The following is a 13,312-nucleotide window of genomic DNA, read 5'->3' as shown; positions in this document are numbered from 1 at the left end:
CCGGTGGGTCCGGAAACCCCGCTCGCTCACTCGGCTTCCTCCCTGATGCGCTGCGCTCCCCGAAGACGCGCGGGCGCGGCCCGGCGGTTCTCGGCGACCTCTTCCTCGGTGGGAAGTTCGGCACCGCGCGTGAGCAGCTTGAGCCGGGGCTGGTACTGCTCGGGCACGACCGGCAGCCCCGGCGGCGCGGTGGTGGCGGCGCTGGCCGCGAACACCTGCTTGACCAGACGGTCTTCGAGCGAGTGGTACGACAGTACGGCGATCCGGCCGCCGACCGCGAGGGCCTTCACGGCGGCCGGGATCGCCCTTTCCAGGACGGCCAGTTCGCCGTTGACCTCGATGCGCAGCGCCTGGAAGGTGCGCTTGGCCGGGTTGCCGCCGGTGCGCTTGGCGGCCTGCGGCAGCGCGTCCCGGATCAGCTCGACGAGCCGTGCGCTGTTGCTGAAAGGCTCCTTCTCCCGCTCCCGGACGATCGCCGCGACGATCCGCTTGGCCTGCTTCTCCTCGCCGTACGCGTACAGGAGGCGGACGAGGTCGCCGGCCGGGTAGGTGTTGAGGACCTCGGCGGCGCTGATGCCGGTCGACTGGTCCATGCGCATGTCCAGGGGCGCGTCCTGGGCGTAGGCGAAGCCGCGACCGGCCTCGTCGAGTTGCATGGAGGAGACGCCGAGGTCGAAGAGCACGCCCTGCACGCGCGCGATACCGAGCCGGTCGAGCACCTCGGGGAGTTCGTCGTAGACGGCGTGCACCAGGGTGGCGCGCTCGCCGAACGGGGCGAGCCGCTCGCCGGACAGGCGCAGGGCCTCCTTGTCGCGGTCCAGGGCGACCAGGCGGGCCTCGGGGAAGCGGGTCAGCAGCGCCTCGCTGTGGCCGCCGAGGCCGAGGGTGCAGTCGACGACCACGCTGCCGGGTGCTTCCAGGGCGGGTGCCAGCAGATCCAGGCACCGCTGGAGCATCACCGGGACGTGTCGACTGTTGCTCAAGGGGGCCTCTCAGGTCCGGCACCGGAGACGCACCGCCGGGTCCCCGCCCGCTCGGTACGCGCGCCGCGCACGTGGGGAGACGGTCCGGGCGCCGTGCCGGGTCTCCAGGGGATTTCACCAGCGGGGAGAGCCTCGCCTCCCGCTTCGCGTCACTTTAGTCCACCGTGTCGCGCGGTCAATCAACCGGCCTGCACGGCGCGTACGCACCCGACCGGGACGTGATTCACCGGGAATCACCCGTGCGGCCCCGGTCTGCCCTCCGTGTGGGTTAGCTCACAACAAGCCACGATGACGTTCTTTGTCCCCTCCCGCAGGACCCCGCGACCGCCCCTGACCAGTAACGTCATGACTATGACGACTTCCGCAGCAGTTCCCACTGGACCCGAAGGCGCCATAACCACGGACGGCACCGTGACGGATCGCCTGGTCGACGCCAACCGTACCTACGCGTCCGCCTTCTCCGACCCCGGCATGGACGCCCGCCCCGTGCTGCACGTGGCCGTGGTGGCCTGCATGGACGCCCGCCTCGACCTGCACAAGGCACTCGGCCTGCAGCTCGGCGACTGCCACACCATCCGCAACGCCGGCGGCGTGGTCACCGACGACGTGATCCGCTCCCTCACCATCAGCCAGCGCAAGCTCGGCACCCGCAGCATCGTGCTGATCCACCACACCGGCTGCGGCCTGGAGGCCCTCACCGAGGACTTCCGCACCGAGCTGGAGCTGGAGGTCGGCCAGCGCCCGGCCTGGGCGGTGGAGTCCTTCCGGGACGTCGACCAGGACGTACGGCAGTCCATGCAGCGGGTGCGCACCTCGCCGTTCCTGCTGCACACCGACGACGTGCGCGGCTTCGTCTTCGACGTGCGCACCGGCCTCCTGCGCGAGGTCGACCCCGCCTGACCCGGCCTTCCGACCGCCCGCGCCCCGCCGGCCCCCGCCAGGGGACCGACGGGGCGCTCCGTCACCCCGGCCCCCGCCCCGGCGTCTCCGCCGCACCTGCGCCGGACCCCGCCGCAAGCTGTCGAGCCGCTGTCGAATAGGCGGTCGAATGGCCGCAAGACCGACAAAGTGCGGGCAGTTGTCCACAGGCGAGTGACACGAAACGGTAACGGCAGCAAGAATGCGGTGTGGGACGTCGCGCGGAACCATTCACGCGTGGTGTCCGTGATTCGGGGTGGGCCGGTTATGCGTGACGAAGCGCCGGTCCGAGCAATAACGGGCCTAGGAGGGCCGGGTGACGACCTATGACGATCGAGCGAGCCTCACTGATCTGACCGCCACTGTGGAGCGGGTCCGCAGTTCGGTGGAGGGTGTGATCGAGGGCAAGCCCGAGGTCGTACGGCTTTCGCTGACCGTGCTGCTCGCCGAGGGACATCTTCTGATCGAGGACGTCCCGGGCGTGGGCAAGACGATGCTGGCGAAGGCGCTGGCGCGGTCCATCGACTGCTCGGTGCGGCGCATCCAGTTCACGCCGGACCTGCTCCCGTCGGACATCACCGGGGTGTCCATCTGGGACCAGCAGCGCCGGGACTTCGAGTTCAAACCGGGCGCCATCTTCGCCCAGATCGTGATCGGCGACGAGATCAACCGCGCCTCTCCCAAGACCCAGTCCGCGCTGCTGGAGTCGATGGAGGAGCGGCAGGTCACCATCGACGGCCAGACCTATGAACTGCCCAGCCCGTTCATGGTGGTGGCCACCCAGAACCCGGTCGAGATGGAGGGCACCTACCCGCTGCCCGAGGCCCAGCGCGACCGCTTCATGGCCCGCGTCTCGGTCGGTTACCCCAGCGTGGAGGCCGAGTTGCAGATGCTCGACGTCCACGGCTCGGTCAACCCGCTCGACGACCTGCAGCCGGTGGCACACGCCCATGACGTCGCGAAGCTGATCGAGGCCGTGCGCGGCGTCCACGTCGCCCAGCCGGTCCGCCGTTACGCGGTGGACCTGGTCGCCGCCACCCGCGCCCACCCCGACCTCAGACTCGGCGCCTCCCCGCGTGCCACGCTGCACCTGCTGCGCGCGGCGAAGGCGTCCGCCGCCCTGAGCGGCCGGGAGTACGCGCTGCCGGACGACGTGCAGGCGCTCGCCGTCGCGGTCCTGGCCCACCGCCTGCTGCCCACCGCCCAGGCCCAGCTCAACCGGCGCACCGCGGAGCAGGTCGTGCAGGAGATCCTGCAGTCCACCCCGGTGCCCGCGGCCCCCCAGCAGCAGACCGGCTTCGGCGGTCCGGGCCGGGGCGTGCCGGCCTATCCCCAGCAGCCCCCGCGGAGTCTGTGATGAGCGCCCCGGCGGAGACCGACCGAGGGGAGACGGGCGGGATCCGTACGGCCCTGGCCGGGCTGACCACCCGCGGCCGGTCCTTCCTCGCGGCCGGCATCGCGGCGGTGATCTGCGCGTACATACTCGGCCAGGCCGACCTGCGCCGGGTCGGGCTGCTGCTCGCCGTACTGCCGCTGATCTGCGCCGCCGTGCTCTACCGCACCCGCTACCGGGTGGCCGGCAGCCGCCGGCTCTCCCCCGCGCGGGTGCCGGCCGGCAGCGAGGCCCGGGTCCATCTGCGGATGGACAACGTCTCGCGACTGCCCACCGGCCTGCTGATGCTCCAGGACCGGGTGCCCTACGTCCTCGGCCCGCGCCCCCGCTTCGTCCTGGACCGGGTGGAGCCGGGCGGCCGCCGCGAGGTGTCCTACCGGGTCCGCTCGGACCTGCGCGGCCGCTATCCGCTGGGCCCGCTCCAGCTGCGCCTGACCGACCCGTTCGGCATGTGCGAACTGACCCGTTCCTTCTCGACCTTCGACACCCTGACCGTCGTCCCGCGCGTGGAGCCGCTGCCGCCGATCCGGCTCGGCGGCGAGGCGAAGGGGTACGGCGACGGGCGGCAGCGCTCGCTGGCCCTGGCCGGCGAGGACGACGTGATCCCGCGCGGCTACCGCCACGGCGACGACCTGCGCCGGGTGCACTGGCGCTCCACCGCCCGCTACGGCGAGCTGATGGTGCGCCGCGAGGAGCAGCCGCAGCGCGCCCGCTGCACGGTGCTCCTCGACACCCGGGGCGGCGCCTACGAGGGAGCGGGCCCGGACTCGGCGTTCGAACGGGCGGTCTCCGGTGCCGCCTCGGTCCTGGTCCACATGCTCGAACGCGGTTATTCGGTGCGTCTGTTGACGGACACCGGCAGCTCGGTGCCCGGCGAGGGCGCCGACGGTTTCGCGGGGGTCGGACAGGAGTCGGCGGAGGCGGCCGGGCTGCTGATGGACACCCTGGCCGTGATCGACCACTCGGACGGCACCGGCCTGTCCCGCGCCTACGACGTGCTGCGCGGCGGGAACGAAGGGCTGCTGGTGGCCTTCCTGGGCGACCTCGACGAGGAACAGGCGACGGTGGTCGCGAAGATGCGCCGGCGCAGCGGCGGTGCCGTCGCCTTCGTGCTGGACCCGGACACCTGGGTCAGGGAACCGACCGACGTGCCCGCGCCCGGCGACGCGCACGAGGAGCGGCTGCGGATGCTGCGCGAGGCCGGCTGGACGGCCGTCGGCGTGGAGCGCGGCGCCTCGATGACCGAGCTGTGGCGGCAGGCCGACCGGGAGCGCACCGGGCTCGCCGCGCTGGGCCAGGAGGCACGGTGATGAGCGGACGGGCCCGGCTGGCCCTCACCGCGGCCGCGGCCACGCTGATGGCGTCCTGCGCCCTGCTGCCCCTGGTCTCCCCGATCACCTGGCTGTTCCAGGCGGCGTTCCTGGTGGCGGTCCAGACCGGCGTGGGAGCGGCCGCCCGGCGGGTGCCGCTGGCCCGGCCGCTGACCGTGGCCGCGCAGGCCCTGGTCACGCTGCTGACGCTGACCGTGGTCTTCGCCCGGGGCCACGCGCTCGCCGGGGTGATCCCCGGCCCGGACACCTTCCGGTACTTCGGCGACCTGCTCCAGCAGGGCTCGGACGACGTCAGCCGGTATGCGATACCCGCGCCGCTGACGCCCGGCATCCGGCTGATGGTGATCGGCGGGGTGCTGGCCGTCGGACTGGTCGTGGACACCCTCGCGGTGACCTTCCGCAGCGCCGCCCCGGCGGGGCTGCCGCTGCTCGCGCTCTACTCGGTGGCGGCGGGCCTGTCGGACGGGCCGAGCGACTGGCTGTGGTTCCTGGTGGCGGCGGCCGGCTACCTGATGCTGCTGCTCGCCGAGGGCCGGGACCGGCTCTCGCAGTGGGGCCGGGTCTTCGGCGGGGTCCCGCGCACCCCGGGCGGCCGGGAGAACGGCGTGGTGGCCCCGGTGCGCACCGGGCGCCGGATCGGCTTCGCCGTGCTGAGCGTCGCCCTCTTCGTGCCGCTGGCGATGCCCTCGATCCAGGGCGGCCTGCTGGACGGCGCCGGGACCGGGGTCGGCGTGGGCGACGGGAGCGGCGGCACGATCTCCGCGGTCAACCCGCTGGTGTCGCTGCGGGACAGCCTCAACGTGGACGAGGACCGGCAGGTGCTGTCCGTGCGGACCGGCGCCGACGCCGACGTCTCCGACCTGTACCTGCGGATCGTCTCCCTGGACGACTTCGACGGCACCACCTGGAAGCCGGCCCAGCGGCACATCACCGGCGTGCCGGGCACCTTCCCGACCCCGCCCGGTCTCGGCGGCGACGTCAGGCGGACGACGGTGCGGTCGACGATCACGGCGGCCGACTGGTACGCCCAGGACTGGCTGCCGATGCCGTACCCGCCGAGCGGGGTGAAGGTGGCCGGCACCTGGCGCTACGAGCCGGTCGGGATGACCCTCGTCGGCGACCACGGGCAGAACACGCGCGGCGAGACCTACCAGGTCACCAGCCTGGACGTGCAGCCGACGGCGGAGCAGTTGGCCGCGGCGCCGGAGCCGTCGGCGGCGCTGCGGGAGGAGTACACCAAGGTGCCCTCCTCGCTGCCGTCGGTGGTGGCGAGGACGGCGAAGGAGGTGACCGCCGGCGCGGCCAACCACTACGAGGAGGCGGTCAGGCTCCAGGACTACTTCGCGGTGTCCGGCGGCTTCCAGTACGACACCCAGGTGGAGGTCGGCCGGGGCGAGGGCGCGATCGCGAACTTCCTGAAGCAGAAGCGCGGTTTCTGCGTGCACTTCTCCTTCGCGATGGCCGCGATGGCCCGGACACTGGGCATCCCGGCCCGGGTCGCGGTCGGCTTCGCGCCGGGCACCCCACAGGCCGACGGCACGGTGTCGGTGGGCCTGAAGGACGCGCACGCCTGGCCGGAACTGTACTTCGAGGGCGTGGGCTGGACCCGCTTCGAGCCGACCCCGACCCGGGGCACGACGCCGTCGTACACGGTGCCGGACACGCCCGGCTCCTCCGTGCCGGACGAGACCCTGCCGTCCAAGGGCGCCTCGGCGGCGCCGTCGGCCTCCGCCTCGGCGAGCGAGAGCTGCACGGCGCAGCTGCGCAAGCTGGAGGCCTGCTCCAGCCCGTCGGCGGCGGCCGCGGCGCGGAGCGGCGACGGGGGGGCGCCCTGGTGGCAGCTGGCCCTGTGGGCGGCCGGCGGGCTCGCCGTGCTGGCGGTGCCGCTGGCGCCGATGCTGTACCGGCAGCGGGTGCGGGCCGGGCGGCTCGGGACCCATGACCGCACGCCCGCGGCCGTGGCCGCGCACACGCTCGCCGTCTGGCTGGAACTGACCGACACCGCCTGGGACTTCGGCGTCCTGCCGGACGAATCGCAGACGCCGCGCAACGCGGCCGCCCGGATCGTCCGGCTGGGCCGTCTGGATCCGGCCGCCGGGGCCTCGGTGCACCGGGTGGCGGACGCGGTGGAACAGGTGCTGTACGCGCCGCGGCCGCGGCCGGCGGCGGGCCTCGCGGACGACGTCCGCAGGGTCTCGGCCGCGTTCCACGGCACGGTCGGGGTCCGGGCGCGGCTGCGGGCGCGGTTCGCTCCGCGGTCGGCCGTGCGTGCGGTGTGGGCGGCGTCGGCGGGCTGGGCGCGCCTCCGGGAATGGGCGACCACCCTCCGCCCGACCCTGCGCAGGCCGTCGGGGCAGCGGGGCTGACGTCGGCCGGGGGCGGGGGTGGGGACGCTTGCCGGCGCTTGCGGGGTGCCTCCCCCAGCCTCCGGCCGGGGCCCCAGCACCCACCCGTGCCACCCCAGCGGCGCGACTGCCGGCGGCCATGCAGCTGACGCGACTGCAACGCGCCGTCGGGGGCGCTCGGGCTGGGGGTCCCCCCCGGCCCGAGGCCCGGGGAGGAATTGCGCGGCCGACCGGCCCCCACCGGCCCGCAGCGAAGTCTCTGACTACGACACCCGGCAACGACCGAGGGGCGGCCGCTCATCGGCGGTCACCCCTCGGTCACGCTCTGTTCGGTCCGTCGGCCCCTCCGGCGAAGCCGTCACCGCCCCTGTTCGTCGCGGCGGCGCTGCCAGCGCTCCTCGATGCGGTCCATCACGGACCGCTTCGGCCGGCCCTGACGGCGGCCCTGCGGGCCACCCGCGGGCTGCTCGCCGGGCTTGGGGGCCCTGCGCCAGCCGTTGACGGCGAGGACGGCGCAGCCCAGCATGACCAGGAACCCCACCACGCTGACCCAGATGATCTGCTGTGCGACCATTCCGGCGATGAGGAGCGCAATACCCACGAGGAAGCCGACGACCGCCAGGTAGACCCGTCGCCGGGTGAACGTCCGCAACCCGTTGCCCTCAAGCGCTGTCGCGAACTTGGGGTCTTCGGCGTACAGCGCTCGCTCCATCTGCTCAAGCATTCGCTGCTCGTGCTCCGAGAGCGGCACGGCGTCCTCCTCATCGTGCAGTCGCCGGGGCGACCCGGGGGGTCCCTTCAGGATAGGCAGGGAATCGCCCCCGTGAAACCCGCCCCTCTAGGCCAATTGGCCAACCGGACTCCGCCATGACAGACCCGGCTCGCTGATGCTTCCATTCCCCAGCGGCCGACCCGTCATGCCGGGCGATCTCCCTCGATCATACGGCGCAAACCCCTCGATCGGGGGGCCTGTGGCGTACTCCATCCGCTGTCGCGCCCCTGATCAGCGGGGCCGTCCCAGGAGAATCTCAGGCCCCGGCGGCACCCGGTGTCTCGCCGAGCACATGGAGCTGGGTGGCGACGGAGTGGAAGTCGGGCAGCTCGGCCGCCGCGGCCTCCAGCCTGAGCAGGGCGTCGAGGGCGCCGGGCTCGGTGTCCACCAGGACGCCCGGGACCAGGTCGGCGAAGACCCGCACGCCGTGCACCGCGGCCACTCTCAGGCCCGCGCCCTCGACCAGCGCGGTGAGTTGCCCGGCGGTGAAGCGGCGCGGCATCGGGTCGCCGTCGCCCCAGCGCCCGTCGGGGTCCTCCAGGGCCTGCTTGGCCTCCTTGAAGTGGCCGGCGAGGGCGCGGGCGACCACGGCCCCGCCGAGCCCGGCGGCGAGCAGGCTGAGGACGCCCTCGGAGCGCAGCGCGGCCACGGTGTTGCGCACGCCCTCGGCCGGGTCGTCGACGTACTCCAGGACGCCGTGGCACAGCACCACGTCGTGGGCGCCGCGCTCGACCACGTCGAACAGGCCGAGGACGTCGCCCTGGACGCCCTTGACCCGGTCGGCCACGCCGGCCTCGGTGACGCGGCGCTCCAGCGCGAACAGCGCGTTCGGACTGGGGTCGACGACGGTGACGCGGTGGCCGAGGCGGGCCAGCGGTACGGCGAAGTTGCCGCTGCCGCCGCCGGTGTCCAGGACGTCCAGCGCGTCCCGGCCGGTGGCCTTGACCCGGCGGTCGAGGGCGTCCTGGAGGACCTCCCAGACCACGGCGGTACGGAGAGAGGCGCGGGGTCGAGTGGGGTCCGGCACGGCAGTTGACTCCTCGGCGCGGCACCGCCTGTTGCCCGGCGGCGCGAACTCGGTGCCTCCCCGGCCCGGGGTGCGGGTGGAAGGAAGGCTTCAGGCGCTCTCCACCCTATTGCCTCGGCGCCCGATTGCCGCCGCTGCCTTGCCTGGTCATCCCGCGTCGGGCAGCTCCCTCCCCCGGGCGCCGGCCGGCCGCTCGCCGTCCTCCCGGCGCGGCTGGGGCAGCACCGGCTGGAGGACGAGCATCCGCTCGACGATGCGCAGGAACATCGCCACGTCGCGTATCAGGTCGTCGGCGTCCCGGCGGCTGGCCGCGCCCTGGATGCCGGCCTCGGCGCGGGCCCGGCGGGGGGCACCGGAGGCGAACAGGGCGCTCCACTCGGTGAGCTCGGGCGTGACCTCGGGGAGCACCTCCCAGGCGCTGCGGATCCGGGCCCGGCGCCGGGGCGAGGTCTCGGGGCGGGCGCGGGCGGCGAGCACGGCGGCCGCGGTGCGCAGGGCGGCCAGGTGGGCGGTCGCGTACCGCTCGTTGGGGGTGTCGAGCACTTCGGCCTCGTCCAGCGCGGCGCGGGCCTGGGCGAGCAGGTCGAGGGCGGCGGGCGGGGCCGTGGCCCGGCGGAGCACGGGGTGCACATCGCTCGCCGGGCCGGTCAGTGAGGGGGCAGGGCCGGTGGCGCGGCGCCGGTGGCCGGCGGCCGCTGAGGAGTTGGCCATGACGAACCTCCTGTCGTCTCGGTGACGGCGCCCTCACACGGGGTGCCGTATGTGCCCATCGTGGGGTATGGCACTGACAATCCGTTCTGACCTGGTCTTTTGCTTCGATCGTAGGTTCGGAGTACTTTTGCACTGACCAGTCAGTTCAAAAAACGACGCCACAAGGGGAACCTGTGCACGGCGTACCTGTCACAGCCGAGCACCTCGGGCTCAAGGGCCCGCGGGGCTGGGCGTTCCGGGAGGTCTCCCTGGACGCCGGGCCCGGCGCGCTGATCGCGGTGGAAGGGCCGTCCGGCTCCGGCCGCACGTGCTTGCTGCTCGCGCTCACCGGCCGGATGAAGGCGACCGAGGGCACCGCGACCGTCGGCGGGCACCGACTGCCCAAGAAACTCGCGGCCGTGCGGCGGATCAGCGCCGTGGCCAACGTACCCGGGGTCACCGACCTCGAACCCGCCCTGACCGTCGGCGAGCACCTGCGCGAACGGGCGCTGCTGCAGCGCCGGTTCGGCGGCTCGCTGCGTGACCTGGTGCGCCCCCGCGCCGAGCGGGCCGCCGGCGCGGGGCAGCGGGTGAGCGACGCGCTGGCCGCCGCCGGGCTCGACCTCCGGTCGCTGCCGAAGGGGTCCCGGACCGCCGTACGGGATCTGGAGCGGATCGAGGCGCTGCGGCTGTCCGTGGCGCTGGCTCTGGTCGGCGCGCCCCGGCTGCTGGCCGTGGACGACGCGGACCTGAAGCTGTCGCAGACCGAACGGGAAGAGATGCAGGCGCTGTTGGCGTCGATCGCCGCGGCCGGGACGACGGTGGTGGCGGTCTGCGGGAAGGCACCGGCCGGGGCCGTGGTCGTCCGTACCGAGAACACGGAGACATCACACGATGAGGAGGCCGGCGATGCGCTCGCCGCGACTGGCCGCGCTTGAGCTCAGGCGCTTCGGACGGGGCAGGCTGCCGCGCGCGGCCCTGGTCGCCCTGCTGGTGCTGCCGCTGCTGTACGGCGCGCTGTACCTGTGGTCGTTCTGGGATCCGTACGGCCGCCTCGACCGCGTCCCCGTGGCGCTCGTCAACGACGACAAGGGGGCGACCGCGAGCGGAAAGCGGGTCACCGCGGGCGACGACATCGTGGCCGGGCTGAAGGACAGCAAGAGCTTCGACTGGCAGCAGGTGAGCGCCGCCGAGGCCCGCCGGGGCGTGGAGAACGGCACGTACTACCTGTCGCTGACCGTGCCCGCCGACTTCAGCGCGCGCATCGCCTCCAGCGCGGGCGACTCCCCGGAGACCGGCGCGCTCCAGGTCCGCACGAACGACGCGAACAACTACATCGTCGGCCAGATCTCGCGGACGGTCTTCAACGAGGTCCGGTCGGCCGCCTCCACCAAGGCGTCCCGGTCCTTCCTGGACCGGATCTTCGTCTCGTTCTCCGACATCCACGGGCAGACGGTCAAGGCCGCCGACGGCGCCGACACGCTCGCCGGCGGCATCGGGAAGGCCGAGCAGGGGTCGAAGGACCTCGCGGACGGCCTGTCGGACGCCAGGACCGGCAGCGCGAAGCTGGCCAAGGGGATCAGGAAGCTGGACGCGGGCGCGGGCACGCTGGCGGACGGCTCGCGGCAGGTCGCGGACGGCACCCAGGTGCTGGCGGACCAGGTCGACGGCGTCTACGGCAAGGTCGGCCCGTACCTGGCGAAGAACGAGAAGACCATCGGGGACACCGCCCGGCTGGTCGCCGACTCGGCGCGGACCGTCCGCGGCAACCTGGGCGTCCTGGTGAAGACCGCCCCGGCGGCCGCGAAGACCGCGCACGCGGCCGCGGACACCCTGGACCGGGTCTACGCGGCACGCTGCTCGGCGGACCTGCTGAGCGACCCGGTCTGCCCCGACCTGAAGAAGGCCAGGGACGCCGCCGACGACGTGGCGTCGGTCGCCGACGACCTCAACACCCTGATCGCCGACCAGAACGGGGACCTGAGGACGCTCGACGTGAACCTCGGCACGCTCCAGACGCAGGCGCAGGCCCTGGCCGACCGCGCCCCGCACCTCTCCGAGGACGTCGCCGACGCCGTCAAGAAGATCGACAAGCTGAACGACGGCGCGGCACAGGTGGCCGCGGGCGCCGCGAAACTGCACACCGGGCTGGGCACGGCCGTCACGGGCGCCACCGGCCTCGACAGCGGCCTCGGCAGGCTGGAGTCCGGCGCCTACGACCTCGACGGCGGGCTCTACAAGCTCGTCGACGGCTCGAACACGCTCGCCGGCGGTCTGCACGACGGTGCGGCGAAGATCCCCGACTACGACAAGCAGGACCGCGACCGGCGCACCGGCGTCATGGCCGACCCGGTCCAGCTCGCCTCGCACGACCTGCACAAGGCGCCCAACTACGGCACCGGCTTCGCCCCGTACTTCATCCCGCTCTCCCTGTGGGTCGGCGCGATGGTGGCCTACATGCTGATCCAGCCGCTCAACCGGCGCGCCCTGGCGGCCGGTTCGGCGGCCTGGCGGATCGCGCTGGCGGGCTGGCTGCCGGTGGTCGCGGTCGGGATACTGCAGACGGCCGCCCTGATGGCCGTACTGCACTGGGCGATCGGGCTCCAGATGGTCCGCGCGGCCGGGACGGTCGGGTTCCTGTTCCTGGTGGCGGCCTGCTTCGCGGCGATCGTGCAGTGGCTGAACGCACGCTTCGGGGCGGCGGGACGGATCCTGGTCCTCGCCCTGCTGATGCTCCAGCTGACGTCGGCGGGCGGTACGTATCCCGTGCAGACCAGTCCGGGCTTCTTCAACGCGATCCACCCGTTCCTGCCGATGAGCTATGTCGTGGCGGCGCTGCGGCGGCTGATCACGGGCGGCGGGCTGGGGCCGGTGTGGCAGGCCTGCGCCGTCCTGCTGGCCTTCACCGCCGGAGCGCTCGCGCTCACCGCCCTCTCGGCGCGGCGCCGCCAGGTGTGGACGCTGGACCGCCTGCACCCCGAGCTGAGTCTGTGAGGCCGCGATGACCTCCTCCTCCGTGCCCGCGCGGGCCTCCGTTCCTGTGAGAATCGGGACCATGGAAAGCAGCAGCACCTCGGGCGGCGGCACCCGCCGTGAGGCCACCCGGCAGAAGCTCTACGAGGCCGCCGTCACGCTCATCGCCGAGCAGGGCTTCTCCGCCACCACGGTGGACGAGATCGCCGAACGGGCAGGCGTCGCGAAGGGCACCGTCTACTACAACTTCGCGAGCAAGTCGGTCCTCTTCGAGGAGCTGCTGCGGCACGGGGTGGGCCTCCTGGCGGCGTCCCTGAGGGACGCCGCCGAGCAGACCGAACGGGAGGGCGGCAGCCGGGTCGACGCCCTGGACGCGATGGTCCGCGCGGGCCTCGTCTTCATCGACCGCTACCCGGCCTTCACACAGCTCTACGTGGCGGAGCTGTGGCGCACCAACCGGGCCTGGCAGTCGACGTTGATGGTGGTCCGGCAACAGGCCATCGCGGTGGTCGAGGGGGTGCTGCGTGAGGGCGTTGCGAACGGCGAGTTCAGCGACGAGATCGACATTCAGCTGACGGCGGCCGCGCTCGTCGGGATGGTGCTGGTGGCGGCCCTGGACTGGAAGTCCTTCCAGCCCGAACGCTCGCTGGACGACGTCCACGCGGCCCTGTCCCGGCTGCTGCAGGGGCGGGTGAGCGGGAAGGGCTGAGCACCGCACGCGCGCGTGGACGGACGAGAGCCGCACGCGCGCGTGGACAGCCGAGAGCCGCACGCGCGGGACGGAACGAGAGCGCCGGTCCGTGGCGGCCGCGTCCCCCGCGGGCCGCCGGCGGTCCGGGCCCTGTCGGTGACCCCCGTGTCTCGCGTCACCCGCCGACAG

The 13,312-nt window shown here is 73.5% G+C and carries 11 protein-coding genes; 7 read left to right on the top strand and 4 right to left on the bottom strand.

All coding sequences use genetic code 11. The annotated features are described in order from the left end of the window. Positions 1-26: 26 nt before the first annotated feature. Complete coding sequence (gene rsmH, locus AB0M11_RS15975) at positions 27-983, bottom strand: 16S rRNA (cytosine(1402)-N(4))-methyltransferase RsmH (RefSeq protein ID WP_365705646.1); 957 nt, start codon at positions 981-983, stop codon at positions 27-29. Positions 984-1,271: 288 nt separating this feature from the next. Here rsmH and AB0M11_RS15970 point away from each other — a divergent pair, with 288 nt between their 5' ends. The 4 genes from AB0M11_RS15970 to AB0M11_RS15955 all read left to right on the top strand — a co-directional run bounded on the left by AB0M11_RS15970 (position 1,272) and on the right by AB0M11_RS15955 (position 6,991). Further along, a complete protein-coding gene (locus tag AB0M11_RS15970) occupies positions 1,272-1,883 on the top strand; it encodes a carbonic anhydrase (RefSeq protein WP_365705644.1) in 612 nt (203 codons plus the stop codon). Between the two features lie 334 nt (positions 1,884-2,217). Further along, on the top strand, positions 2,218-3,258 hold the full coding sequence (locus tag AB0M11_RS15965) for a MoxR family ATPase (RefSeq protein ID WP_365705642.1): 1,041 nt from the start codon (positions 2,218-2,220) through the stop codon (positions 3,256-3,258). Further along, on the top strand, positions 3,258-4,604 hold the full coding sequence (locus tag AB0M11_RS15960; protein WP_365705640.1) for a DUF58 domain-containing protein: 1,347 nt from the start codon (positions 3,258-3,260) through the stop codon (positions 4,602-4,604). Before AB0M11_RS15965 ends, AB0M11_RS15960 begins: the two co-directional genes overlap by 1 nt. After that, on the top strand, positions 4,604-6,991 hold the full coding sequence (locus tag AB0M11_RS15955; RefSeq protein ID WP_365705638.1) for a DUF3488 and transglutaminase-like domain-containing protein: 2,388 nt from the start codon (positions 4,604-4,606) through the stop codon (positions 6,989-6,991). The genes AB0M11_RS15960 and AB0M11_RS15955 overlap by 1 nt, the downstream gene beginning before the upstream one ends. Positions 6,992-7,328: 337 nt before the next feature. On the opposite strand, the gene AB0M11_RS15950 is transcribed toward AB0M11_RS15955, so the two are convergent. From AB0M11_RS15950 to AB0M11_RS15940, 3 genes are all read right to left on the bottom strand, one after another. After that, entirely contained in the window at positions 7,329-7,721 is a 393-nt protein-coding gene (locus tag AB0M11_RS15950) for a DUF3040 domain-containing protein (RefSeq protein ID WP_365705636.1), read from the bottom strand. Between the two features lie 277 nt (positions 7,722-7,998). Beyond that, positions 7,999-8,769, bottom strand: a complete 771-nt coding sequence (locus tag AB0M11_RS15945) for a methyltransferase (protein ID WP_365705633.1) — start codon at positions 8,767-8,769, stop codon at positions 7,999-8,001. A gap of 147 nt (positions 8,770-8,916) precedes the next feature. Continuing rightward, positions 8,917-9,480: an SAV_6107 family HEPN domain-containing protein gene (locus AB0M11_RS15940; protein WP_365705631.1), complete on the bottom strand. Its 564-nt coding sequence runs from the start codon at positions 9,478-9,480 to the stop codon at positions 8,917-8,919. 173 nt (positions 9,481-9,653) lie between these two features. On the opposite strand from AB0M11_RS15940, the gene AB0M11_RS15935 reads away from it, so the two are divergent. The 3 genes from AB0M11_RS15935 to AB0M11_RS15925 all read left to right on the top strand — a co-directional run bounded on the left by AB0M11_RS15935 (position 9,654) and on the right by AB0M11_RS15925 (position 13,141). Beyond that, positions 9,654-10,397 carry an ATP-binding cassette domain-containing protein gene (locus AB0M11_RS15935; RefSeq protein WP_365705629.1) on the top strand — a complete coding sequence of 248 codons (744 nt, stop codon included), beginning with the start codon at positions 9,654-9,656 and terminating at the stop codon, positions 10,395-10,397. Next, positions 10,369-12,453 carry a YhgE/Pip domain-containing protein gene (locus AB0M11_RS15930; protein ID WP_365705627.1) on the top strand — a complete coding sequence of 695 codons (2,085 nt, stop codon included), beginning with the start codon at positions 10,369-10,371 and terminating at the stop codon, positions 12,451-12,453. Before AB0M11_RS15935 ends, AB0M11_RS15930 begins: the two co-directional genes overlap by 29 nt. A gap of 61 nt (positions 12,454-12,514) precedes the next feature. After that, positions 12,515-13,141, top strand: coding sequence for a TetR/AcrR family transcriptional regulator (locus AB0M11_RS15925; protein ID WP_365705625.1), 627 nt, complete (start codon positions 12,515-12,517; stop codon positions 13,139-13,141). Positions 13,142-13,312: the final 171 nt, after the last annotated feature.

This window comes from Streptomyces sp. NPDC051987 (assembly GCF_040680735.1).
GTDB lineage: Bacteria > Actinomycetota > Actinomycetes > Streptomycetales > Streptomycetaceae > Streptomyces.
Note: the sequence above shows the minus strand (reverse complement) of the source record. Positions and strands in the feature narration are given on the sequence as shown.

Coding starts and splice junctions, on each gene's coding strand:
- AB0M11_RS15960 (WP_365705640.1), top strand. CDS start 3,258: ATGAGCGCCCCGGCGGAGACCGACCGAGGGGAGACGGGCGGGATCCGT.
- AB0M11_RS15925 (WP_365705625.1), top strand. CDS start 12,515: ATGGAAAGCAGCAGCACCTCGGGCGGCGGCACCCGCCGTGAGGCCACC.
- AB0M11_RS15930 (WP_365705627.1), top strand. CDS start 10,369: ATGCGCTCGCCGCGACTGGCCGCGCTTGAGCTCAGGCGCTTCGGACGG.
- AB0M11_RS15940 (WP_365705631.1), bottom strand. CDS start 9,480: ATGGCCAACTCCTCAGCGGCCGCCGGCCACCGGCGCCGCGCCACCGGC.
- AB0M11_RS15955 (WP_365705638.1), top strand. CDS start 4,604: ATGAGCGGACGGGCCCGGCTGGCCCTCACCGCGGCCGCGGCCACGCTG.
- AB0M11_RS15970 (WP_365705644.1), top strand. CDS start 1,272: ATGACGTTCTTTGTCCCCTCCCGCAGGACCCCGCGACCGCCCCTGACC.